General features: G+C 41.7%; 15 protein-coding genes. 12 read left to right on the top strand and 3 right to left on the bottom strand.

Features of this window, described 5'->3' with window-relative positions:
* The first annotated feature begins 35 nt into the window (after positions 1 to 35).
* From BVU_RS00580 to BVU_RS00525, 12 genes are all read left to right on the top strand, one after another.
* Entirely contained in the window at positions 36 to 398 is a 363-nt protein-coding gene (locus tag BVU_RS00580) for a BlaI/MecI/CopY family transcriptional regulator (protein WP_007831675.1), read from the top strand.
* 33 nt (positions 399 to 431) lie between these two features.
* Positions 432 to 2,318, top strand: coding sequence for a M56 family metallopeptidase (locus tag BVU_RS00575; protein WP_005843060.1), 1,887 nt, complete (start codon positions 432 to 434; stop codon positions 2,316 to 2,318).
* A 10-nt stretch (positions 2,319 to 2,328) separates the two neighbouring features.
* Positions 2,329 to 3,672 carry a tetratricopeptide repeat protein gene (locus tag BVU_RS00570; protein ID WP_005843058.1) on the top strand — a complete coding sequence of 448 codons (1,344 nt, stop codon included), beginning with the start codon at positions 2,329 to 2,331 and terminating at the stop codon, positions 3,670 to 3,672.
* A 30-nt stretch (positions 3,673 to 3,702) separates the two neighbouring features.
* Positions 3,703 to 4,893 (top strand): peroxiredoxin family protein, encoded by a 1,191-nt coding sequence (locus BVU_RS00565; RefSeq protein WP_005843056.1) that lies wholly within the window; start codon positions 3,703 to 3,705, stop codon positions 4,891 to 4,893.
* A gap of 22 nt (positions 4,894 to 4,915) precedes the next feature.
* Positions 4,916 to 7,024: a TlpA family protein disulfide reductase gene (locus BVU_RS00560; protein ID WP_005843054.1), complete on the top strand. Its 2,109-nt coding sequence runs from the start codon at positions 4,916 to 4,918 to the stop codon at positions 7,022 to 7,024.
* 262 nt (positions 7,025 to 7,286) lie between these two features.
* Positions 7,287 to 7,832 (top strand): RNA polymerase sigma-70 factor, encoded by a 546-nt coding sequence (locus BVU_RS00555; protein WP_005843052.1) that lies wholly within the window; start codon positions 7,287 to 7,289, stop codon positions 7,830 to 7,832.
* A 128-nt stretch (positions 7,833 to 7,960) separates the two neighbouring features.
* Positions 7,961 to 8,935: a FecR family protein gene (locus BVU_RS00550; protein ID WP_005843050.1), complete on the top strand. Its 975-nt coding sequence runs from the start codon at positions 7,961 to 7,963 to the stop codon at positions 8,933 to 8,935.
* A 128-nt stretch (positions 8,936 to 9,063) separates the two neighbouring features.
* Complete coding sequence (locus BVU_RS00545) at positions 9,064 to 12,465, top strand: TonB-dependent receptor (RefSeq protein WP_011964623.1); 3,402 nt, start codon at positions 9,064 to 9,066, stop codon at positions 12,463 to 12,465.
* Positions 12,466 to 12,482: 17 nt separating this feature from the next.
* Positions 12,483 to 14,294 carry a RagB/SusD family nutrient uptake outer membrane protein gene (locus BVU_RS00540; RefSeq protein WP_005843046.1) on the top strand — a complete coding sequence of 604 codons (1,812 nt, stop codon included), beginning with the start codon at positions 12,483 to 12,485 and terminating at the stop codon, positions 14,292 to 14,294.
* Between the two features lie 227 nt (positions 14,295 to 14,521).
* Complete coding sequence (locus BVU_RS00535) at positions 14,522 to 16,072, top strand: Gfo/Idh/MocA family protein (protein ID WP_005843044.1); 1,551 nt, start codon at positions 14,522 to 14,524, stop codon at positions 16,070 to 16,072.
* 360 nt (positions 16,073 to 16,432) lie between these two features.
* Complete coding sequence (locus tag BVU_RS00530) at positions 16,433 to 18,211, top strand: right-handed parallel beta-helix repeat-containing protein (protein ID WP_005843041.1); 1,779 nt, start codon at positions 16,433 to 16,435, stop codon at positions 18,209 to 18,211.
* Between the two features lie 255 nt (positions 18,212 to 18,466).
* Positions 18,467 to 19,240 (top strand): hypothetical protein, encoded by a 774-nt coding sequence (locus BVU_RS00525; protein WP_005843039.1) that lies wholly within the window; start codon positions 18,467 to 18,469, stop codon positions 19,238 to 19,240.
* A 177-nt stretch (positions 19,241 to 19,417) separates the two neighbouring features.
* On the opposite strand, the gene BVU_RS00520 is transcribed toward BVU_RS00525, so the two are convergent.
* From BVU_RS00520 to BVU_RS00510, 3 genes are read right to left on the bottom strand one after another with little or no spacing between them, the layout of a single operon-like run.
* Entirely contained in the window at positions 19,418 to 21,457 is a 2,040-nt protein-coding gene (locus BVU_RS00520) for an alpha-L-fucosidase (protein WP_005843037.1), read from the bottom strand.
* Positions 21,458 to 21,465: 8 nt separating this feature from the next.
* On the bottom strand, positions 21,466 to 22,368 hold the full coding sequence (gene miaA, locus BVU_RS00515; RefSeq protein WP_005843035.1) for a tRNA (adenosine(37)-N6)-dimethylallyltransferase MiaA: 903 nt from the start codon (positions 22,366 to 22,368) through the stop codon (positions 21,466 to 21,468).
* A gap of 51 nt (positions 22,369 to 22,419) precedes the next feature.
* Positions 22,420 to 22,983: an IS1096 element passenger TnpR family protein gene (locus tag BVU_RS00510; RefSeq protein ID WP_005843033.1), complete on the bottom strand. Its 564-nt coding sequence runs from the start codon at positions 22,981 to 22,983 to the stop codon at positions 22,420 to 22,422.
* Positions 22,984 to 23,022 lie beyond the last annotated feature (39 nt).

Genomic DNA, 23,022 nt, shown 5'->3' with positions numbered 1-23,022 from the left:
AGTTTTAGTTCTTTGTGATAATCAAAAGAAAGATTATGAAAATGTTGACAGCAAAGGAAGAAGAAATTATGGGTTATTTTTGGGAAAAAGGCCCGTTGTTTGTAAAACAGTTACTTGATTTTTATGATGAACCGCGTCCGCATTTCAATACTCTGTCTACCATTGTGAGAGGATTGGAGGAAAAGGGGTTTCTCAGTCATGAGGTATTTGGAAATACCTATCAGTATTATGCGGTGGTAAGCTGTGATGATTTTAAGAAGAAGACGTTGAAAGGGGTTATCAGTAAATATTTCAATAACTCTTATTTAGGAGCGGTTTCTTCACTGGTGAAAGAGGAGGAGATTTCTTTGGATGAATTGAAGCAGCTTATCCGGGATGTGGAAAAGGCGCATGAATAATCCGGATAAAGAGAATAATTAAAAATACATACTATGGGAGCATTTTTTGTATATATTGTAAAGTCGGCAGTCTGTCTGGCGGTATTTTATTTATTTTACCGCCTGTTGCTGAGCCGTGAAACATTCCATCGTTTTAACCGTATTGCTTTGTTGGGAATACTGATATTGTCCTGTGCCATTCCCTTTGTGGAAGTGACCATGAAAGAACCGATGGAAGTCAGCCAACAATTGCTGACTTGGGAAGAACTGCTACTTATGGCTAATCTTAATCGGACTGCTACTATAGAAACTGCTCCCGAATCTGTCATTACATGGCGTGAAGCGCTGCTGATGGTTTATTTGTTGGGTATTGTATTCTTCTTTTTACGTAATGTATGGTCGCTGACCCGTATGCTGAGGCTGATAAAGGGTAGCACCCTTGTCCGTCAGGAAAATGGCATCACGCTGATTACCCATCAGAAAAAAATCGCACCTTTCAGTTGGATGAAGTTTGTAGTGATCTCTGAGAAAGACCTGAAGGAAAACGGTGAGGAAATACTGACGCATGAATATGCCCATATACGGAAGAGACATTCCATAGATTTACTTATAGCGGATATCTGCATCTTTTTCCAATGGTTCAATCCTGCCTCCTGGTTATTGAAACAGGAACTACAGAACATACACGAGTTCGAAGCGGACGAAAGCGTGATTGCACAAGGTATTGATGCAAAGAAATATCAGTTGTTATTAATAAAAAAAGCTGTCGGCACAAGGCTCTACTCTATGGCCAACAGCTTCAATCACAGTTCACTTAAAAAACGTATTACTATGATGTTAAAAAAGAAATCCAATCCGTGGGCACGACTCAAGTACCTGTATGTGCTTCCATTGGCAGCCATTGCCGTGGCAGCCTTTGCCCGCCCCGAAATCTCTAGTGAGTTAGATGAGATTTCAGCCGTCAAAGTTAATGATTTAACGGCAATTATGAAAACCGAAGAGGTTAAAAGTCCCGAAAAACATCCTGCAAAGGAAATAAAAGTGCAAGGGCAGGTATTAGAAAAAAGTACAAACGCTCCGGTTGTAGGTGCTAGTGTGATTATCAAAGGTACCACTTCAGGTACGATCACTGATTTAGATGGAAATTTTGTTATATCAATGCCTGTTGGGGCTACTTTGAGTGTTTCATATATAAATATGAAAACAAAGGAATTGACTATTACAGAGAAACTTATTGGAAAAATTAAATCTTTAAAAGTGTATTTGGAGGGAGAAATCACAACTAAGACACAGGAAGTGGTTGTAGTAGGTTATGGAGGTGGTGAAGAAGCTTCTGATGAAGTTCCGGTTTTTCGGGTTGTTGAAGAGATGCCTGAGTTTCCGGGTGGTATGGGAGAATGTTTGAAATTCTTGGGGAAGAATATCAAATATCCAGTGGAGGCTCAGAAAGCTGGAGTACAGGGAAAGGTTATTGTACAATTTGTAGTTGAGAAAGATGGTAATATAGCCAATCCCAAAGTTGTCAGGAGCATTGATCCGGATTTGGACGGTGAGGCCATCCGAGTCATTTCCATTATGCCGAAATGGAAACCGGGTATGCAGAAAGGTCAGCCTGTGCGTGTGAAATATACGGTTCCCGTCACTTTCAGACTAGACGGTAAAGATATCAAATCAAATGAAGCACGTCATTTGGAGTTGAAGACAGACACTGTTTTTCAAGAAAATCCATTGCGGATAGGTAAGGAAACTTTTTCGTTGAAAGATTGGAAGGAGAAACCATTGCTTATAGTTGATGGGATAGAAAAGCCTTATAGTCAAATGGAAAAAATAAATGTTTCGGACATTGAATCTATTTCGGTGTTGAAGGATGCGGCAGGTACTGCCATTTATGGAGCCAAAGCCAAGAATGGCGTGATATTGATTACCACAAAGAAACAATAAGAATAAAGATATGAAAAAATTTGTAACACTGCTGCTATGTATGCTCCCCGTTTCGTTGTTTGCCCAGGTGAATGATGGGATTCGTCAGGCAATGGATAATTATGATTATGAAACAGTAGTTACGCTGATTGAACCCGATTGTCAGGATTCTTTGTTGCTGATTACCAAAGCTCAGGCGCTGAAAGCGATGAACCGTTATCCGGAAGCCATAGGGGTATTGAACTCTCTTATCTTGAAAGACAGCACAAACACAAAAGTTTTGATCGACCTTGCCGAGTGTTACAAATTGACGGGTAACTCCCGTCGGGCGGCCAACTGTTATCAGAAGGCAATGAATTTGCAACCGGAAAATAAATTTTTCCGGTTGCAGTTCATACGCTCTTTATTAGCTTCCGAAGATTATGAAGAAGCGCGTACGGCTTGTCATGGCTGGTTGGAACGCGATTCCTTGTCGGCCACCGGATACAAATATCTGGGACAGGCATACGAGGGATTGCAGGATGCCGCCAGTGCCTTCCTCAGTTATAACATAGCCTATCGGCGTGATTCGTTGGATGCCCAGACAGTGGCACGCATTGCCGGTATTTTTAATAACAATCAGCAGTTTAAAGATGCTGTTGATGTGACGGAAGTTTATCGTTTGTCCGATACCACCAATATAGATGTGAACCGCCAGAATGCGAAGGCTTATTGTATGCTGAAAGAGTACGGAACGGCGGTAAAACGCTATGAGTCATTAAAAGAACTGGGTGATCGTAGTTTTCTCACTCTTTACTATTTAGGTGTATCCCATTATGGGGATAACTGGTTTTACGGTGCATACGATAATCTGAAAGAAGCTTATCAAAAAAATCCGATGGATGTGAATGTGCTCTATTATCTGGCAAAAGCTTCGGCACGCACTTCCTGGAAAAAGGAGGGTGTGGAATATATGGAAGAAGCCTTCCGCATAGCAGTTCCTTCTGATAGTATGATGGTACGTCTTTATGACGGGTTGGTAGAATGTTACGATTATGCGGGGGATACAAAGAAAGAGGTGGAAGCCTTGGAGAAGTTATATATTTATACAAAGAAAAACTCCATTCTTTATAAAATAGCCTGTCTCTATGATTGGAAAGAAGATGAGAAGAATGCCATTCGCTATTATAGGAAATACATGGCTACAGTTTCCGAAGATCAGCGTTATGCCTTGGACGAAGACGGGAACCCGGTGGAAGACCGCATAACACTTTACCAGCAGGCATGGAAACGTATCAAAAAAATAAAGGAGGAAGGTTTCTTTAGAGGTGATATTCCGACAAAGTCATTTCCTGTAGAGAAAAAAGATACGTTGGCACTTCGTCATGCAAAATAACGGAAGTCATTTATATAAAAGTAAGAATATATGAAGAAAATTTTAGCTTTGGCACTCTTTGCAGTGGCTCTAGTGTCATGCCGGCAAACTATGCAGACCGATGGCTTTAAACTATCCGGTCATTTGGAAGGGCTTCAGGTTGGAGATACTCTTTTTCTTAAAACTTTTTTATTACCCGATTGGAAAGAAGACGGGACAGATACCATATTGGTGGAAAAGGAGGGGATTTTCTCGGCTTTTATTCCTATGGAACATACTACTTTTTATTTATTGACGCATCAGCCTAAAGTGGGTGAACCGTTACGGAGTTGTATTCGCGGAGCTGAGATTATAGCTCGCGTAGGTGATGATATAAAACTGGAAGGGTCTTTGGATTACTTGGGTGCGGTTCGTCATTCGGGTGGCTTTTATGACAATTCGTTGGTGGCTAGGTATGATAGCCTGACTGCGTCTTCCAATACTGAAATGATTGATATCTTCAGTCAGATACTGAAATATCAGGATACAAAGCAAAATGATAGTGTGGCAAAATACGGGCAAATGTATAATGAATATCATCGTCCGCTAATGCTGAAGACTGTTCGTGATAGTCTGGCATTGAAAGTGAACGATATGGAATATGCCGCTTTTATGTATGCATCCGCTTTTGTTTTTGATGCTACTTATAAGGATGTGAAAGAGCGTTTGGCACAATTTACTCCAGAGATTCAAAATTCATATTTTGGACAAATACTTGACAAGCAATTGCTTGTATTGAAGAATATTGAAGTAGGCTTTGCGCCAGCGGAGTTTACAGTGACAGATAAAGACGGCCGGAAGGTGTTTTTGTCTGATTATAAAGGCAAATATGTGTTGATTTATCATTGGGGATTATGTCCTGGTACTTTTTGGGTAAATCCTAAAATAACGGATCTCTATCAAAAATATCATGAAAAAGGTTTGGAGGTATTGGGATTTACCCGTGATGATTTGTTGAAATCGTTGCAGGGAAGTTCTGAAGAGTTTAAGAAAGATGAACGGGTACAGGGATTGCTAAGCCATCCGTGGACTACAGTTTACACAGAGGATGAGGGCAACGGCTTTATAGTGAAAGACCTTTATTTTTCAGGAGTTCCCATTCTTATGTTAATCTCTCCGGATGGTATTACTTTGGCCCGTGGATATACAAAGGCATACGAAGAAGTAAAGAATCTTTTGGATAGGAACTTGGGAAATAAGTAAGTATGTTAAAAAAAAAGATACAATGAAAAACTTTGGTATTTTACTGCTTGCTATGGTGAGTTGCTGCCTTTTGCAGGCAAAAGACAGGGTGGTTAAACAGCCGCCTTTCATCGCTCGTAGCTCTTCTACTATCGAGATAGACAGAGTGGTGGTTTCGGATACGGCAACCGTATTGGATGTAAAAGCCTTTTTCCGTCCTCATAATTGGATTCAGATAAGTAATGAAAGTTATTTGTTGGCTGATAATGGAGAGAAGTATCCGATTCGTTCCGGTAATGGAATTACCTTGGGCGAAAAATTTTGGATGCCCGATAGCGGTGAGGCTTCTTTTAGTCTTATTTTTCCGTTATTGCCCCCTACAGTGAAAGTGATTGATTTCATTGAGAGCGATTGTGAGGACTGTTTCAAGGTATGGGGAATCCATTTGGATGGTAAATTACCGGAATTGGATTTATCGGATGATGTGAAGAAACAGAAATTGAATTACGCTGAACCGTTGCCTAAGGCTGAATTGAAAGATGGCAAATCAGTGATAACCGGTCGTTTGTTAGACTATGAGAAGCACTATGCACTTCCGTTTTCTTGTAGGACTTGTGATTTGTTGACGGCAAAATTTGAGGATACTGAAATAAAGGTGAATGAAGACGGAACATTTCGGACAGAGATTGAACTTTGTGCTCCGACTACGGTCAGTTTTTCTGTGGGACGTGATATTTATTTTGACGTCTTTTTGGTTCCCGGTGGTGAATTGGATATGGCTGTCAACTTGCGTGAGTTGAGTCGTTCTGAAAGCAAATTGTTGAAAGGCAAGCGTGCTGGTGGAAAGAAAGTCTATTTTTCAGGTACCATGGCGGCTTTGAATGATGAAATGATAACCGATGATGAACATTTGATGGATGTATGGGGAATGGTTCATTGGAATATGAATGATTTATATAATATGACTGCCGGTCAGTATAAAGCTTATTGGTTGAAAAAATATGAAGAAACCAAATCCGCTATCTGTTCCGATAAGAAAAGAAGTCAGGCATACCGGGAGCTTTTATTGGCTCAGAATGATTTGCTTTGTACTTTGACATTGACCCGTGTAAGTTCTAATTTAGCCTATGCTTATGTGCAGTGCAGTGGATTACCGGCTCGTGAAGCTTATCAAAAGTTTAAACAACCGGAATTGAGTGATGATTTCTATGACTATATCCGGCAGTTGAATATACTGAACTCGCCTGTCATGCTTTATGCCAATGGTTATGCTGATTTGGTAAGGGGAATGGGCTATCTGAGGGTGAAGATGGATGATGAGTTGAGTGATATATTTGCGTTTATTCTCTCTTCCGATAAAGTTTCTGCTGAAGATGCTAAGATAATACGTGAGTTCAAGGCTGATACAGATACCGGAAAAACATCTGTCTATCAGGAAAAAATGGGCGAATTGCGAATAAAATACGATGAATTGTTTAAAGAATTCAGTTCTATGCAGCAAGACTATATTTTGAAAAAGATTATAGCCGGATATTTGGGCACAGACCAAGGACTTTTTTTCGACTTGCAGAAAATGATGAAATATGCTCAGAAAATCAGTGACTTCACTCCATTGACTGTACATGATTTTGAGGAGATACGGAAGATGAGTGACCCTTATTATCTCGGCAGACTGACAAAGATGAACAACCGTCTTTTGGAAACGATTGATGCTAATAAGAAAAAGAAAGGTTATACCGTTAATGAATCCGGAGAAGTAAAAGATGAAGATTTATTTTATTCCATCATTTCTAAATTTAAGGGTAAGGTGATTTTGGTTGATTTCTGGGCAACTTGGTGCGGTCCTTGCAAAATGGCTATGAAACAGATGAAACCGATGAAGAAAGATCTTGAAGGTAAAGATATTGTATATGTTTTTATTGCCGGAGAGAACTCGCCCAAGGAAACGTGGGATAACATGATTCCGGATATTCATGGAGAGCATTACCGGGTAACGGCGGCTCAATGGAAATACTTGAGCAAGCAGTTCAGCATACAGGGCGTTCCGACTTATATTATTGTTGATAAGGAGGGGGCTGTTATTCAAAAACACACCGGTTTTCCGGGGGTGGATACCGTAAAAAAAGAATTAATGAAAGCATTGGAGAAATAAAGAACGTGTTCGTTCTGCAAGAATAAAATGAATAAGAATCTGTAGATGCTGTTGGGAAGTAAGCATTTACAGATTCTTTTTTTTGATTGCATCTTTTCTTTGGCTATATTGATTACAGATTTTCTCCGCTGATTTATTGGGTGGCTTTTCATAATGTAGAAATCTGACTTTCTATGATGTTTTTTTTCTTTGTTTAAAAAATAAAATAATATTGCTTCTTTTCTTAACTATTAATAATATATTTGTGCAGATTTTGTATGCGATGTCGGAAAAAGAACTGATTATATTATTAAAAAATGGAGATGAAAAGGCATTTACAACTTTGTATAGATTGTATTGGTCTAAAGTTTATAATTTCTCTCGTCTGTATTTGTCTTCCATAACAGAAGTTGAGGAAGTGGTGCAGGAAGTGTTTGTGAAAGTGTGGGAGACACGTGATTTTTTACGTGCGGATGATAATTTTAAGGGATATCTTTTTATTATTACACGCAATCTTATTTTTAATCAGTTTCGTAAAAGTTTCAATGAGAATGCCTATAAACTTACGGTGTTGAGTGCTGCAATGGATTATTATGATATGGAAGATGAGCTAAGTGCAGCTGATTTAAAAGAATTTATTAAAAGGATGGTGGGTGAGTTGCCACCTCGTCAACAAGAAGTTTTTAAGATGAGTCGTGATGAACATCTGACCTACAAAGAAATTGCTACTCGGTTGAATATCAGTGAGAAAACAGTAGAACGACATATTAATGAAGCAATCAAGTTCTTAAAGAAGAACATTATGCTTTATCTGATTTTTATCTTTTAAATAATCATAGTTTATTTTTTTTTAGCAAAAATGTATCCTTGCATTGGGGGTATGTCTTTTTTGGCGTGTATTTATAGTAAGTACAGGGGAAATTTATGGATGAATTTCCGTAGGGTATCAAATAAAGGATGAAAACAAAGAACGAAGATATTATAAGAAAGCTGTTTGAAAGCAAATGCTCTTTAAGCCCGGAGGAGCGTGCGGCATTGAATAACTATGAATATGTAAATGATACTTTTCATAGACAATGGGAAGAAATGTCCGAAGAGGCAGTGGATTTGGTGAGGGAAGAAAAGATACTGAATGGTATTATGAAGAAAGTAAGAGGGCGGAGGTTTCCTTTTATAAAGAAATCCTTTTATAAATATGGAATGGCTGCGATGATTGCAGTATGTATGGTGCTTTCAGCTTTGTTGTTGATGAAAAATAGTGGTGAAGAAATTATATATGTAGTGAATACCGGATACCAATCAATGGATTCCGTGAGATTGGCTGATGGTACAAAGGTTATGTTGAATGCAGGCAGCCGGCTTACTTATCCAAAAGAGTTTTCTGGGGAGAAAAGGGAAGTACAGCTTTCGGGACAAGCCTTTTTTGAAGTGACGCCTGATAAAACACACCCTTTTGTTGTAAAAACCCAGAAAATGGACGTGACTGTGTTGGGTACTTCTTTTGAAGTGTTTAGTTATGATGGTGATGAGGAGGGCGAAACTGTATTGTTGACTGGAAAAGTAAAAGTGGAAGTACTTGAAAGTAATCAACAGAAAGGCGGAAGTTATGTTTTGAAACCGAACGAAAAGTTGACATATAGCAAGACTGATGGCATTAGTCTCACTACTATTGACGCGGATGCTTATTCATCTTGGCGGCAAGGAAAAAGAATGAGCTTTAAAAATGAGACATTAGAGATGATTTTGGAACGGTTGGAAAAATGGTATGGACAAAAGATTGAATGTGTCCCCCATATTGCCAGACATTATCGCTTTACTTTTACGATGCACAGCGAATCATTGGATTTGATTTTGAATTATATTTCACACAGTGCGCCATTAAATTATAGATTAATAAGTAATGATCATTATATCATAGAAGAAATGAAATAGTAATTATAAAAATGATAGTATGAAAAACAATTGTGAAAACTACTGTAGACAGGCTTGACTATCCATAGTCTCTATCACTGTATTTTGAAAATCATGTTGATTTTAGTCTAATAAAGAATTATGTATTTATGAAAAAAACGAACCAGCGGTTATTTTATCCGCAAAAAGTAAAAAGGCAACTTTTTTGTGCCTTAGTGGCGTGTGCTGTTTGTGCAATACCTGTTAATGCCCAATCTGGTACCATCTCATTGAATAAGTCAAATGTTTCCATGCATACGATTATGCAGGAAGTGGAAGGACAAAGTGACTATACTTTTTTCTATAATGACAATCAGATCAAACTGGACAAAAAGGTTTCAGTAAAGGCTCAGAATGCTACTATTGAACAAGTCTTGGCCCAGATGTTTAAAAATTCTGGTTATACTTATAAGATAGTAAATAATCAGATCATTGTGTCAAAGGCGAATGCCGTGGCTGCTGTAGAAAAACAACAACAGCAGCAGGCAAAGAAAGTGACCGGTTGTGTGAAAGATGCTTTGGGAGAGCCTATCATCGGTGCTTCTGTAGTAGAGAAAGGGGCTCCGACCAATGGTACGATTACCGATTTCGATGGTAACTTTACATTGACAGTCTCGGGTAATGAATTGCAGATTAGCTATATCGGCTATCTTCCTCAAGTGGTAAAAGTGCAATCTGGAGTTACTTCTTATAATGTAACGTTGAAAGAAGACACGAAAACACTGGATGAAGTGGTAGTGATTGGTTACGGTACTCAAAAGAAAGTAAACTTGACCGGTGCTGTTGCTTCTGTCAGTACAGATGATATCAAAGACCGTGTGCAGACTAATGTTTTGTCTGCCATACAAGGAACCGTTCCCGGTGTAACTATTATTTCTCGTCCGGGTTCAACACCTTCTATTAATTTCCGTGGTCGTGGTAATTTGGGAACTTCTGCTCCATTATATGTGATCGATGGTGCTATTGCAGATGCTACGGTATTTTCCAATCTTGATCCGAACACGATTGAGTCAATTTCATTCTTGAAAGATGCTGCTTCCTCGGCCATTTACGGTTCTCGTGCAGCCTATGGAGTTGTATTGGTTACGACTAAAGGAGGAAAGGCAGAGAAAATGAATGTGGCTTATAGTGGATATGTCGGAGTCAAAACTCCGACTTATTTACCGGATGTCCTTGATTCATGGGATTATGCGACCTTATTAAATGAAGCTAAATATAACGCCAATCCTTCAGGAGGAAAAAATCAGGCTTATACGAATGAAGAAATCGGATGGTTTAGAGATGGCAGCAATCCCGATTACTATCCAAATACGAATTGGGCTGATCTGGTATTGGACAAACATGTGCTGACTACCCAACATTCTTTGAACTTTAGCGGAGGCAGTGAGAAAGTACGTTTCTTTAGCAGTGTGGGCTATGTATTTAATGATAATTTCATGCCGGGGGTTACTGACGATCGTTATAATCTGAATCTTAACCTTCAAAGTGATGTCACCAAATGGCTGACTTTGAAAACCGGAGTGAAGTATATTCGTAATAGTTCCGATACAAAAAACGGCACTCCATGGATTGCCAATTTTGTTTTGGTTCCTTCTATTATGGTGGCTCAGCAGTCTAATGGCGAATGGGGTAGTATAGCCGGAGGTAAGGATGCAACACAAACCTTTATGAATAGTAATCCACTCCGTACGCTTAGTTTTGACAACTGGAGCAAAAGTACTACGGAAAATACCATGTATGATTTGGGTTTTGATTTGAAACCTATTGAGAACTTGGTCATTTCGGGACAATTGGATTATAAGCGTTATGAATATAAAAGCAAGAGTTATTCGGCTGAGTATCCTGAAGTAGTACATTTTGAAACAGGAAAGGAAATTCCCGGTACGGGCAACAGTAGTCCGAACTCAATGAGTATGTATTGGATCAGCAACAGCAATATGATGACTACTCTTACTGCCAAGTATGATTTGAAACTGGGACAACATGCGGTGAATTTTCTGGTTGGTACATCCTACGAGCATTATAAGTCTGAACGGTTATATAGTAAACGAACAGATTTTGTAAGCGATGGTCTGGAAGATATAGAACAAGGTAATAATATTTCAAAAGATTTACCTGATGGACGTGGTATTGTGGAGAGCAAAATGCTTTCTTACTTTGGTCGTATAAACTATTCATATAAAGACCGTTACTTGTTTGAAGCCAATCTTCGTGCTGATGCTTCCTCGCGTTTCCATAAGGACAACCGTTGGGGATGGTTCCCTTCTTTCTCCGCCGGATGGCGTATCAGCGAAGAATCGTTCATGAAACCGATAGCTTGGCTGAATAACTTGAAACTGAGAGCTTCGTATGGTACGTTGGGTAATATCAACAATGTAGGATATTATGACTATTTTGAATTGCTGAGCAGCAATGCAAATTATAATTTTAATGATGAGCCGGTGAAGGGGGTGCTTGAAGCGCAGATTACTAACAAGACTTTGGGTTGGGAGACTGTAGCTTTGGCGGACTTCGGTTTGGATGTAGATTTGTTCGATAATAAACTAAGTGTGACTGCCGATTATTATATCAAAAATACTAAAGATATCTTGTTGGGCTATAACGTTCCGGCAGAAACGGGTATTTGGACAAAACCGGTTATGAATTTGGCCAAAGTCCGTAATACAGGTTTTGAATTGGCAGCAACCTACCGCAATAAGATTGGTGACCTGTCTTATTCTGTAAGTGGTAACATTGCTACTAATAACAATGAAATCGTAACCTTGGCCGGATCAGACAATATGATACAGAATGGTGGAGATGTAGTCAGATATATTCTGAAAGAAGGAGAAGCCATCGGTTCTTATTATGGCCTGGAAACGGATGGACTGTATACCCAGGAAGAGATTGATGCGGGACATTATTATAAATACGGACGCAAGCCTAATGCCGGTGACATTAAGTATGTACCCCAGCGTGAAAATGTGGAATGGGGAGATGACATTACCGATGATGACCGCACTATTATTGGCAAAGATGTACCCGATTTTACTTATGGTATAAATATCAATTTGCAATGGAAGAATTTTGAATTGTCGGCATTTGGCCAAGGCGTTTCCGGTACCAGTGTGGCTTTTGAGTCAGAACAGGTGTTTGCCTTTATGTTGAATTCTAATCCGAGAAAGTATCATTTAAGTCGTTGGAATGAAGATAATCCGAATCCAAATGCAGCATGTCCCCGTTTGTATGGAGGTAATTACTATGATGAATATAATAAGCATTTCTCTGATTACCAGTTATTTGATGCCGATTACTTCCGTATTAAGACCATCAGCTTGGGATATATGGTTCCGAAGGATGCGGTAACTCGTTGGGGATTGTCTTCCCTTAAATTCTTCCTTACCGGCGAGAACTTGTTTACCTTCCGTGCCGACAAAGACATGAAGGACTTTGATCCCGAATCCTCTACCGGACGTGGTATCAGTGCTTTTGGTGCTAAATCTGTAGCCTTTGGTGTTAACGTATCATTCTAATTCAAAAAAATAAAATTATGAAATTCAACATTAAATATATCACATTTTCTGCACTGCTGTGTGCATCTATGGTTTCATGTGATTTGGACGTTGTTCCACCTTCTGATATATCTACCGAGACTTTCTGGAAAAACGAGAAAGATGCTTGGAATGGATTGAACGCGTTGTATGCAGAACTCCCGGGCATGGATATCTGGGATGAAATGTATACCGATAACGCGCATAGCCATAAACCGTGGGAAGGTCCCTATGAGTTGGTACAAACCAATGGTATCACGGCAGGGAATGATTTTGGTTATGGTTATAGTACAGTCCGCATAGCCAATAATTTTATCATCAATGTAGATAAATGTGATATCAGTGAAGGACTGAAGGAACGTATGAAGGCAGAAGCCCGTTTCTTCCGTGCCTGGCAGTATTTACAACTGACTACGAAGTTTGGCAAGGCCTATCTTTTTACTGATGTGCCCGAATATAATGCACCTTATGCAAAACGCGATCCGGCAGAAAAAGTACAGGCTTTTATTTTGAGCGAGCTGAATGAAATAGCCGAAATACTTCCTGATGAATATGATGGCAGTTATTTGTATGAGTCAAGCCGTATTACCCGTGCCGCTGCTTTGGCTTTGCGTGCCCGCGCTGCCCTTTATTTCGGTAACTATATAGAGGCTGAGGCTTCTGCCGGCAAAGTGATATCGGAAGGACATCATTCCTTGTTCCGTGTAACTTCTTTGAATGCGGCACAACAGCAGGAAGCTGATGAAATGGAGAAATATATTGATTTTGCTGAAGTGGGTATTGACAAAGACAAGTTTGTAAAAGGATTGTTCAGTTATGAAACCTTGTGGCACAAAGAGAATGCCAATCCGGGTAATCCTGAATATATCCTGACACGTGAATACATGGCAGATGATAATAACTGTGATTGGACTCGTTATACATATATTCGTCCCAGTCAGATGGGATCTGGATACTCTTCTTTTGAGCCCATGCAGGATCTGGTGGATGCCTATTGGAGCATTGATGGAAAAACTCTTCCTGAAATTCCTTCCGAAGAAACCAGACGTGCACGTTTTGCCGATATGTGGATGAAGTATTTTGCAGAGCCGGTGGGAGAAACTTATAAATCGGTTGCTCCGGCAGTGTTCCGTGAAAAGGTGCCTACATTGGACATCAAGTCAATCCCTTATATGCAGGAGTTCCGTAATCGTGACAGCCGTTTGTATGCTTCTATTTTATTTCCATTGAAAGGATGGCAGGAAACGGACTTCTCCGGTGATTTCTATTATATGTGGGATCCTTTGAAAGCCGGATCAGATGGAAATGAATCTTGGACCGGATATAATTACCGTAAGTTGGTTTCTCTTACTCCTTATCAAGGTTGGCAGAGTGTGGAGGATTATCCGATCATTCGCTATGCTGAGGTTTTGTTGACTTATGCTGAAGCTCGTGTACAAAATAATGGTTGGGATGAAAAAGTTCAGCATGCTTTGAATGATTTGCGCGACCGTTGCGGTATGCCCAATGTTCCGAACAGTCTGTCAAAAGATGCGGCTCTTGAGTTGGTACGCAATGAGCGTCGTATTGAGCTGGCAGCCGAAGGTCATCGTTACGATGATATACGTCGTTACGGATTGGAATATTGTCGTGAGGCGATGAATGGCGAAAGTACAGCACCTTGTGGAGGATTTGATCCGGTGAAAAAAGAATGGCAAAAATATGTTGTAATAGATAAAGTATGGGGAGATCGTTTGCTCCTGATGCCTATTCCGACTTCTGCCATGGACGTGAATCCGCTGTTGAAAGATGACCAAAACCCTGGATACTAATGTTTTCTGTTTTCTTCAACTTTTTTGAATAAACAATGAAAAAGGCTTGTTTTTCCATGTCCAATGGACAGCAAGCCTTTGTTTATCCTTCTGAATGACAATGAATGGAAATACATGGATTCTAAAAAAATCACTTCCACTAGGGGGGGAAGGTCCTTTATAGGCGTATTTATTATGTGTTCGTGCATAAACCGATTCATTTATTATTTATTTATAAAACAATTATCATGAAAAAAATCAAACTATTACTCGTAGCCGGCGCATGTGTTGTGCTGAGTGCATGTTCACCTCAGGCTCCTACTGTTCATACGACCGATAAAGGTACGCAATGGGAGTGGAACGAGGGAACTATTGTTGTAAAAAGCCCCGAACGTCCTGCCGGACAAAAAAGCGTGATCGGACTTACTGCTCCTAAAATGGAGGTGGTGCGTGTAGGCTTTGTTGGCTTGGGAATGCGTGGTCCCGGAGCTGTATCGCGTTTCACCCATATTCCCGGCACCCAAATCGTGGCGCTTTGTGATTATGACCCTAAACGTGCGGAAGCATGCCAGAACATTTTAAAGAAAGCTTCTATGCCGAAAGCGGCAATCTACTCGGGTGAGACAGGTTACGAGGAACTTTGTAAACGTGATGATATTGATTTGGTATATATCGCCGCAGACTGGTTGCACCACTTCCCCATTGCCAAATGTGCATTGGAGAACGGCAAGCACGTAGCCATCGAGGTACCTTCTGCCATGAACCTGCAGGAATGCTGGGATCTTGTCAACTTGAGCGAGACAACACGCAAGCACTGCTTCATTCTGGAAAACTGCTGCTATGACTGGTTTGAGATGAATACGCTGAACATGGCGCAGAACGGTGTGTTCGGTGAGGTAATCCGCGCACAAGGAGCTTACATCCACAACCTCAGCGATTTCTGGGATTATTACTGGAAAAACGGTGAAAACGATAAACTGGGCTGGCGTCTGGAATTCAATATGCGTCATCGTGGTGATGTGTATGCTACACACGGCCTTGGCCCTGTGGCACAAGTTTTGGATATTCACCGTGGCGACCGTATGAAGACACTGACTGCCATGGATACCAAATCAGTAGTAGGAAAAGGATTGGTAGAAGCCAAAACAGGTTCAGAATGCACTAATTTCCGTAATGGAGATCACACTACGACTATGATTCGTACCGAAAACGGTAAAGTGATCGAAATACAACACAATGTAATGACTCCGCAACCCTATAACCGTTTGTATCAATTGACAGGTGTGAAAGGGTTCGCCAACAAATATCCTACAGAAGGCTACGCATTGGGAGCTGATCAGCTGAGTGCTTCAGGAGTACAACCCAAGGTGGACAATCTCAGCTCACACGGATTCCTGCCACAAGCTGAAATGGATGCTTTGGTTGAGAAATACCAGCACCCTATTCTGAAGAAGTATGGTGAAATAGCCAAAGAGGTAGGCGGACACGGGGGTATGGACTTTATCATGGACAGCCGTCTGGTATATTGTTTGCAGAATGGTCTGCCTCTGGATATGGATGTGTATGACCTTGCCGAGTGGTGCGCACTGGCCGAACTGGGTGAGATATCTATGGACAATAACTGCGCTGCCGTAGAGTTCCCCGACTTCACTCGTGGAGAATGGAACGTGGTGAAAGGCTACAAGCACGCTTATGCAAGCCCGGAAGAAGAGCAGGCAAGTATGGAAAAAGCCAAAGCATTCACCGCTAAACTGAAAGAACGGGGAGCCAAAGAGTGGGCGACGGAAGCTGACAAATAATGTAGCATTTAAGTGAAGTGTATCGAGTTTATGTTGTTCTTAAGCATCTGCTCCAGACTGGAGGACGGGTGGTGTGGATGCTTGGAACAAGGTGAAAGGATATCATGACACTTTCTAAAATAATTTTATAACATTCTATTTAAAAATAGTAACAAGGATAAGGAAAGGGGGAGTGCAGCTGGGGCTGCATTTCCTCTTTGCTATTATTAGAAAGACGTTGCTTTCAAGCCTTTTTCATGCTTGTGTTTTGTTTTAAGTCTATGTTAAAATAATTTAAACAAATCTGATTAATAGATTGGGCTATTTCCTTTCACTGTATCTTTAAACTTCAATACGATTAATTCTTAATTCTAACTGAAAATGAAATTATTATCTGTTTTATCATTGAGTCTGGTGTTATCGTGCACCACTCTTTCTGCTCAGAAAGTCTATGAAATCTCTGCTTTCGGTCTGAAAGCCAATAGCAGTAAAAATGCCTCTCCGGTTCTTCAAAAAGCGCTTGCCAAGATAAAGGCGGAATATAAGGAAGGTGAGAAGGTAATCCTCCGTTTTCCCGAAGGGCGTTATGAATTTCATGAAAAAGGAGCCGCTGTGCGCGAGTATTATATTTCCAATCACGACCAAACGAATCCCAAGAAAGTAGGTATCGCATTAGAGGACATGAAGAATCTGACATTAGACGGGCAAGGTTCCGAATTTGTATTTCACGGCAGGATGTTGCCTGTTTCCTTGTTGCGTTCCGAAAACTGTCTGTTAAAGAACTTCAGCATCGATTTCGAGAACCCCCATATTGCCCAGGTGAAGATCGTAGAAAACGATCCGCAGGATGGAATTGTTTTTGAACCGGCTCCGTGGGTCGATTATCGCATTGCTAAAGATTCCATATTCGAGGCTTATGGTGAAGGATGGACCATGAGACACTCGTGGGGAATTGCTTTTGACGGGGATACCAAACATCTGGTTTACAATACCAGTGACATAGGTTGTCCGACGAAAGGAGCCAGTGAGGTGGCTCCGCGCCGTATCCATGCTCCGGGGTGGAAAGATGCCCGCCTAGTGCCGGGGACAGTGGTGGCCATGCGTGGCTGGGGACGTCCTACACCCGGTATATTCCTTTCCCATGATGTCAATACAACGATTGAGAATGTGAAGGTACATTATGCGGAAGGCATGGGATTGTTGGCACAGCTTTGTGAAAATATTACACTTGAGAAATTTGGCGTATGTTTGAAAGGGGATGCCGATCCGCGTTATTTTACCACGCAGGCAGATGCGACCCATTTTTCCGGTTGTAAGGGTAAGATTGTGTCTTGCAACGGGTTGTATGAGGGGATGATGGATGATGCCATCAATGTACATGGCACTTATTTGAAAGTGGTGAAACGGGTGGACGACCGTACCTTGGTGGGCCGCTATATGCATGGTCAGTCGTGGGGATTCGAGTGGGGATGCCCGGGTGATGAGGTGCAGTTTATCCGTTCGAATACGATGGAACTGGTCGGAAAACAGAATAAGATCATTTCTATCCGTCCTTATGACAAAGAACAGACCGAAGGCGCGCGAGAGTTCCTGATTACGTTTCAGGAACCGGTAGACCAGGTAATTAATGAACAAAGTGGTTTCGGAATAGAGAACCTCACATGGACTCCTGAAGTTTTGTTTTCCGGCAATGTGATCCGTAATAACCGTGCACGCGGTTCTTTGTTCAGTACCCCGCGCAAGACTATCGTCGAGAATAACTTGTTTGACCATACTTCGGGGGCTGCTATTCTGCTTTGCGGCGATTGCAACGGTTGGTTTGAGACCGGTGCCTGCCGTCATGTCATTATCCGTAAGAACCGTTTTGTAAACGCGCTGACTAATCTGTTCCAGTTTACCAATGCGGTTATCTCCATCTATCCGGAGATTCCCGACCTGAAGGGACAGCAGCAATATTTCCACGGCGGACCCGAGGGTGGCATTGTGATTGAAGACAATGAGTTTGAAACCTTCGACGCTCCTATTCTTTATGCCAAGTCTGTCGATGGGTTGGTCTTCCGCAATAACACCATTAAGTTGAATACGGAATACAAACCGTTCCATCCTAACCGGAACCGCTTCTGGCTGGAAAGGGTGACGAATGTGACGATTGCCGAATAAATATTTTCCCCTTGTTTGCAGAGATGTAGTTACAGGCGGAAGAAAGTCTGAATAGTAAGATTAGATAAAGTTATCAGCTGTAAGGGTGGAAATTTCCTCCTTTACAGCTGATTTTTTTATCGGTCTTATCTTATTGTTTTTTCCCTGTCAGTTTCATGAATCCTAGCCTTGTTGTATAGATAAAATATTTACTAATTTGATTTAGACAACAAGAATTATATTGCTATCTTTGGCAGGATAAAACTAATATTGAATATGAAAAATTGGGTTGTAAAGCTGTTACTGTTACTTTTCATTCCTTCTTTTGTGGGAATTTTGTTCACCGTTATCCTGGGTTTTAATCCGGGTGGTTGGTTACAAATTACGACGTATGCTTTACCTCCGTTACTCACTCTCGCCGGAGGGGCTTTTATCGTTGCTTCAAGATGGAAAATTCCTTTTCTTATATTGATGGCAGCTGCAAGTATGGCCTTTAATATTCCTTTACAGAACTGGCTTTTTCATTCGGCAGATGAAGTGGTGCGTTATCATGCTGTTACCGATTTATATAATTTGGAGAATAATGCTCTGTATTTTACTTTCGATACTCTGGAGGTGGATTATGCCCGAAGGAGCAGTGTGACTGTCACTCGTGAGGTGACACGAAGTATGGGCAGACACCGCTATCGTAAGGAACAGAAGCAATATCATTTCTCTGTAGCTCCTGCATTTACCGATTCATTGCCCCATCATAAGTATGAGGAGCGGGAAGTTAAGGCATGGGTTATTCCGGTGAGGCATGAGAAAGGACAAGCCGTTGTATGTTATGAGCGTTGTATTTTTGATTTAGATGATTATCAGAAAGCCATTGATCGGTCCCGCTGTAAACTCCACCATCCTCAAGCTCCGATTATACGACCTTTGTATTCACAGTTCATTACCCGGCAGGAATGGAAAGGGATCTTTTTGAATGTTGCATGGATTGTACTTTCTGTACTGATAGTACTGGGGGTAATTCTGAATTATCAGGCAGACAGGAGGAAAGCATAATATCGGAACAGACTGTATGAAGGGTACTTTATGAATATTATGATCTTCATGCATGAGGCCTGTCAGTACTATTGGTAAATTCTAGAATGATGTTTTCTTTATATAAAACTTTCCCCGGACATTTCATGACAGAAACATCCGGGGAGAGGTTTTTCATTTTTTATTTATTGAAAAGTTTTATTTTGCCTCTACCTTCAGATTGGATAATTCTGTGTCCTTATGGATGGATGGCAGATTATTCTGTTTTACAACAACAGTATGAACTTTTCCTTTTGCCACTTGCGGCAAAGTGAATTTCTGCTTGTAGATAACCTGTTCCGCTGATGGGCGCAGCAGATAGCCTGTTTCTTTTTCAAAGCGGTTGTATATTCTTACCACAATTTGGTTACTGCCTTTTTGAAGCGGTAGCAGCACCTTTTCCTCGCGGAACTTGCAGCGGTAAGGGTTGAGGTGTTTCATTACCGACTTGCCGTTCAGATAGATTTCGATACCGTTTCCGGCACCTACATCTACTAGAATATCTTGTGCTTTGGGCGATTCTACCTGCTGCATCAGGAAGTAACTTTCCAGAATATTGCTGGGGAACATGGCTTTTTCCTCATTCACTTCTTTCCATTGTCCTTTTCTTACCGGTGCTTTGTCCGGATCAGTATGGATGGTGGCAGGAGCATCGAACAATCCGCTGCCCGGTCCGCAGAAGTAACGCTGACCCCATACGGTCTTGGAAGGCAGGTTTAATGCCTGTGCCTTGCCTGCGTCAAGGGTTACTGTGTAAGGTATTCCATCTACTTCAACCAGTAATTCCTTACCGTTCTCCTGCGGAGTATAGGTAAATTCCAATGCGTTGAGGTTGGATTTGTTGATGCTCCATTGATAGCTCACCGTACTGCGGTAGTTGCTGTAATAATCGAAACAGGAATAACTATAATTGGGAGTGCGCTGTGCAGCCATAGGTTGCGGTTTCACCGGTTGGTCGAACGTGGCGCAAATCACTTGGATGTCTTTTCCGTATGCGTCGGCGGGTAGTGTGAAGATCATCTCCTGTCCTTTCTGAATAGCTTTAATGTCTGCTTTTTGCAGTTTGCATCCCGGCACGTTCAAAGTGATTTTACCATCGGCAGGGCGGTTGCCTGATAAGATGAGGTAGAGGTTATTGCCTTTGCGGGTAATGGTTCCCCATTCGAATTGCTCACGGAAAGGAGAGGCTTCTGTGCCATAAATGGCTTCACCGTTTTTCTTCAACCAGATACCGATTTCTTTCAGCACCTCTCTTTCAAAGGGTACTACGGAACCGTCACCTTTGGGACCGATGTTCAGCAGGAAGTTTCCGCCATGGGAAACTACATTGATCAGGCTGCGTAGTTTTTCCATCGCTTTGGTGTGAACGTCCCCCCTTTTCTGCCAGGAACGGTAGCTCCAGGTTTCATCGAACATGGAAGCTGCTGTTTGCCATGCGGTCTGCAAGGAGCCTTCGGGGTATGTGTTGTCTGCCATGACACTGAAGTCATACTGATCGTTGCCCAACCGGCCGCTTACCATACAGTCTGGTTGCAATCTGTGCACCAGTTGATACAGTTCCTTGCTTTGTTCAGGAGTGTTGGAACCCATGTCAAACCAAAGTTCGGAGATGGGACCGTAGTTGGTCAACAGTTCGGTAACTTGGGCTTTGGTGAATTCATGATGCTGTGGGGTGATGAAATCACAGTTATGGCTGGAGATAGGATAGGCTTGTGGAAAATGCCAGTCTATCAGTGAGAAATAGATGCCGAAGTTGATTCCGCCACGTTTGCAAGCTTCCGCCATCTCTTTTATGAAGTCGCGCTTGCCGGGGGTGGCATCGTATGAATTATAGTCGGTGGTGGCTGTACGGAACATACAGAAACCGTCGTGATGCTTGGTGGTAATGATGATGGAGCGCATACCGGCTTCTTTGGCCAGTGACACGATAGCGTCTGCATCAAACAGGGTGGGATTGAAGCGCAGGGCGGTATCTCCATACCAGTCACTGAAGATTCCCGCAAACGATTGGATTTGTTCACTGTATCCTCGGGTGACGGGGTTGCCTTCCCATACGCCTCCCAGTTCGGAATAAAGACCGAAGTGGATGAACATGGAATACTTGTTCTGATGCCATTTCTCAAATGCTTTTTCCGAGATTTGGGCTGTTGCACCCAGGCTTATGACACAAGCCATGATGAAGGTTAGTAATTTTTTCATGATTGTAATTAGTGGTTAACTGAATGAATATATTGCATAATTTCTGTTTGTTGGTCGGGATGGAACCACACGATGTCTTTGTCCCGTTTGAACCAGGTCATCTGTTTACGAGAGTAAATGCGGGAATTTTGCTTGATTTTCCCGATAGCGAATTCCAATGTCCATTCTCCGTCCAGATACTTGAACATTTCTTTGTATCCTACGGTATTGAGCGAGTTCAGATGCCGGAAAGGATATACCTGCCGGGCTTCTTCCAGCAAGCCGTCCTGCATCATGATGTCCACGCGGCGGTTGATGCGGTCATACAATTCTTCGCGGTCGCGGGTTAATCCTATTTTGATGATGCGGAAAGGGCGTTCCTTGTGAGTACGGGTACGGAAAGAAGTATAAGTTTTTCCGGTCATGTAGCATATTTCCAATGCATGTATTACTCGTTTGGGATTTTTCAAATCCACTATTTTGTAATATTCGGGGTCCAGCAGCCTTAGTTCGGCGCACAGAGTGTCCAGCCCTTCCTGTTCGTAACGTCGTAGCATCAGCTGGCGTGTTTCATTGTCTACAGTGGGGATATCATCTATGCCTTTGCAAATGGCATCTATATACATCATGGAACCTCCGGTCAGTATTACAGTGTCATGGTTTTGGTATAGGATTTCCAGTTGTGCCAGTACGTCTGCTTCGTATTGTGCGGCGCTGTAATAATCTGTTAGCTGTAATGTTCCGACAAAATAATGAGGAACACGCGCCAGTTGCTCGGGGGTAGGGGCGGCAGTTCCTATCTTCAGGTCTGCATACAATTGGCGTGAGTCTGCCGAAACAATGGAAGTCCGGAAGTGTTCGGCAATGGAAAGGCTTAGTTCGGTCTTTCCTACACCGGTAGGGCCGATAAGGACGATAAGGGTGTCAGGCATGGTGTTTATAAAAAGAGAGGGGCGGACGTGTAACGTCCGCCCCCGTTAAGATTAATAGTTTTCTTGCTCATAAGGGTCCGGTGAGGAGGCACCGCCCATATCAAATCCTTCGGGATCAAAGTCTTCCATATCGAAGTCCTGGTCGCCGTAGAAATTCTCGTCTATATCCAGATTTCCGCTATTGCTTTTTGCCATCATTTCGTCAAAGTCGACGGTTTGTTTCGGGGCTTCTCCGGCTTTGCGCGAACACACTGCTTTGTCAAGGTCTTTGCCGGTGATGATTTCCGACAGTTCAATGAAAAACACTCGTTCTGCCAACGGGTCGAATACATACAGCAATTTTTGCTTTTCGTCTTCCACCAAATCACTCAAGCGGGTTTCTCTCATGATGTAGCTGTCTTCTTCCGAACTGCTTCCCATATCTTCCAGTGTGATTTCCTGGTCTTTCTCCCAGTCGTCATCACAAATGAAGAAAGAGGTCATCTGGTCATCTTTATATCCTGCCGCTTTCAATATTGCTTCGTGCAAATCAAAGAAAGTTGCTTCCGAGTCTATCTTTATTTCTCTTATAAAATCATCGACTTCATCAGAGATTAGTGTAAATCTGTAAATCATATATTTATACTGTATATACTATATAACTTTTTTTTCGTG

The sequence above is a fragment of the Phocaeicola vulgatus ATCC 8482 genome, assembly GCF_000012825.1.
Classification (GTDB): Bacteria; Bacteroidota; Bacteroidia; order Bacteroidales; family Bacteroidaceae; genus Phocaeicola; species Phocaeicola vulgatus.
This window is presented reverse-complemented; position numbering and strand designations above follow the sequence as displayed.

Bases quoted from the DNA above. Each gene is read 5' to 3' on its own strand.
- BVU_RS00580 (WP_007831675.1), top strand. From the start codon at position 36: ATGAAAATGTTGACAGCAAAGGAAGAAGAAATTATGGGTTATTTTTGG.
- BVU_RS00575 (WP_005843060.1), top strand. From the start codon at position 432: ATGGGAGCATTTTTTGTATATATTGTAAAGTCGGCAGTCTGTCTGGCG.
- BVU_RS00570 (WP_005843058.1), top strand. From the start codon at position 2,329: ATGAAAAAATTTGTAACACTGCTGCTATGTATGCTCCCCGTTTCGTTG.
- BVU_RS00565 (WP_005843056.1), top strand. From the start codon at position 3,703: ATGAAGAAAATTTTAGCTTTGGCACTCTTTGCAGTGGCTCTAGTGTCA.
- BVU_RS00560 (WP_005843054.1), top strand. From the start codon at position 4,916: ATGAAAAACTTTGGTATTTTACTGCTTGCTATGGTGAGTTGCTGCCTT.
- BVU_RS00555 (WP_005843052.1), top strand. From the start codon at position 7,287: ATGTCGGAAAAAGAACTGATTATATTATTAAAAAATGGAGATGAAAAG.
- BVU_RS00550 (WP_005843050.1), top strand. From the start codon at position 7,961: ATGAAAACAAAGAACGAAGATATTATAAGAAAGCTGTTTGAAAGCAAA.
- BVU_RS00545 (WP_011964623.1), top strand. From the start codon at position 9,064: ATGAAAAAAACGAACCAGCGGTTATTTTATCCGCAAAAAGTAAAAAGG.
- BVU_RS00540 (WP_005843046.1), top strand. From the start codon at position 12,483: ATGAAATTCAACATTAAATATATCACATTTTCTGCACTGCTGTGTGCA.
- BVU_RS00535 (WP_005843044.1), top strand. From the start codon at position 14,522: ATGAAAAAAATCAAACTATTACTCGTAGCCGGCGCATGTGTTGTGCTG.
- BVU_RS00530 (WP_005843041.1), top strand. From the start codon at position 16,433: ATGAAATTATTATCTGTTTTATCATTGAGTCTGGTGTTATCGTGCACC.
- BVU_RS00525 (WP_005843039.1), top strand. From the start codon at position 18,467: ATGAAAAATTGGGTTGTAAAGCTGTTACTGTTACTTTTCATTCCTTCT.
- BVU_RS00520 (WP_005843037.1), bottom strand. From the start codon at position 21,457: ATGAAAAAATTACTAACCTTCATCATGGCTTGTGTCATAAGCCTGGGT.
- miaA (WP_005843035.1), bottom strand. From the start codon at position 22,368: ATGCCTGACACCCTTATCGTCCTTATCGGCCCTACCGGTGTAGGAAAG.
- BVU_RS00510 (WP_005843033.1), bottom strand. From the start codon at position 22,983: ATGATTTACAGATTTACACTAATCTCTGATGAAGTCGATGATTTTATA.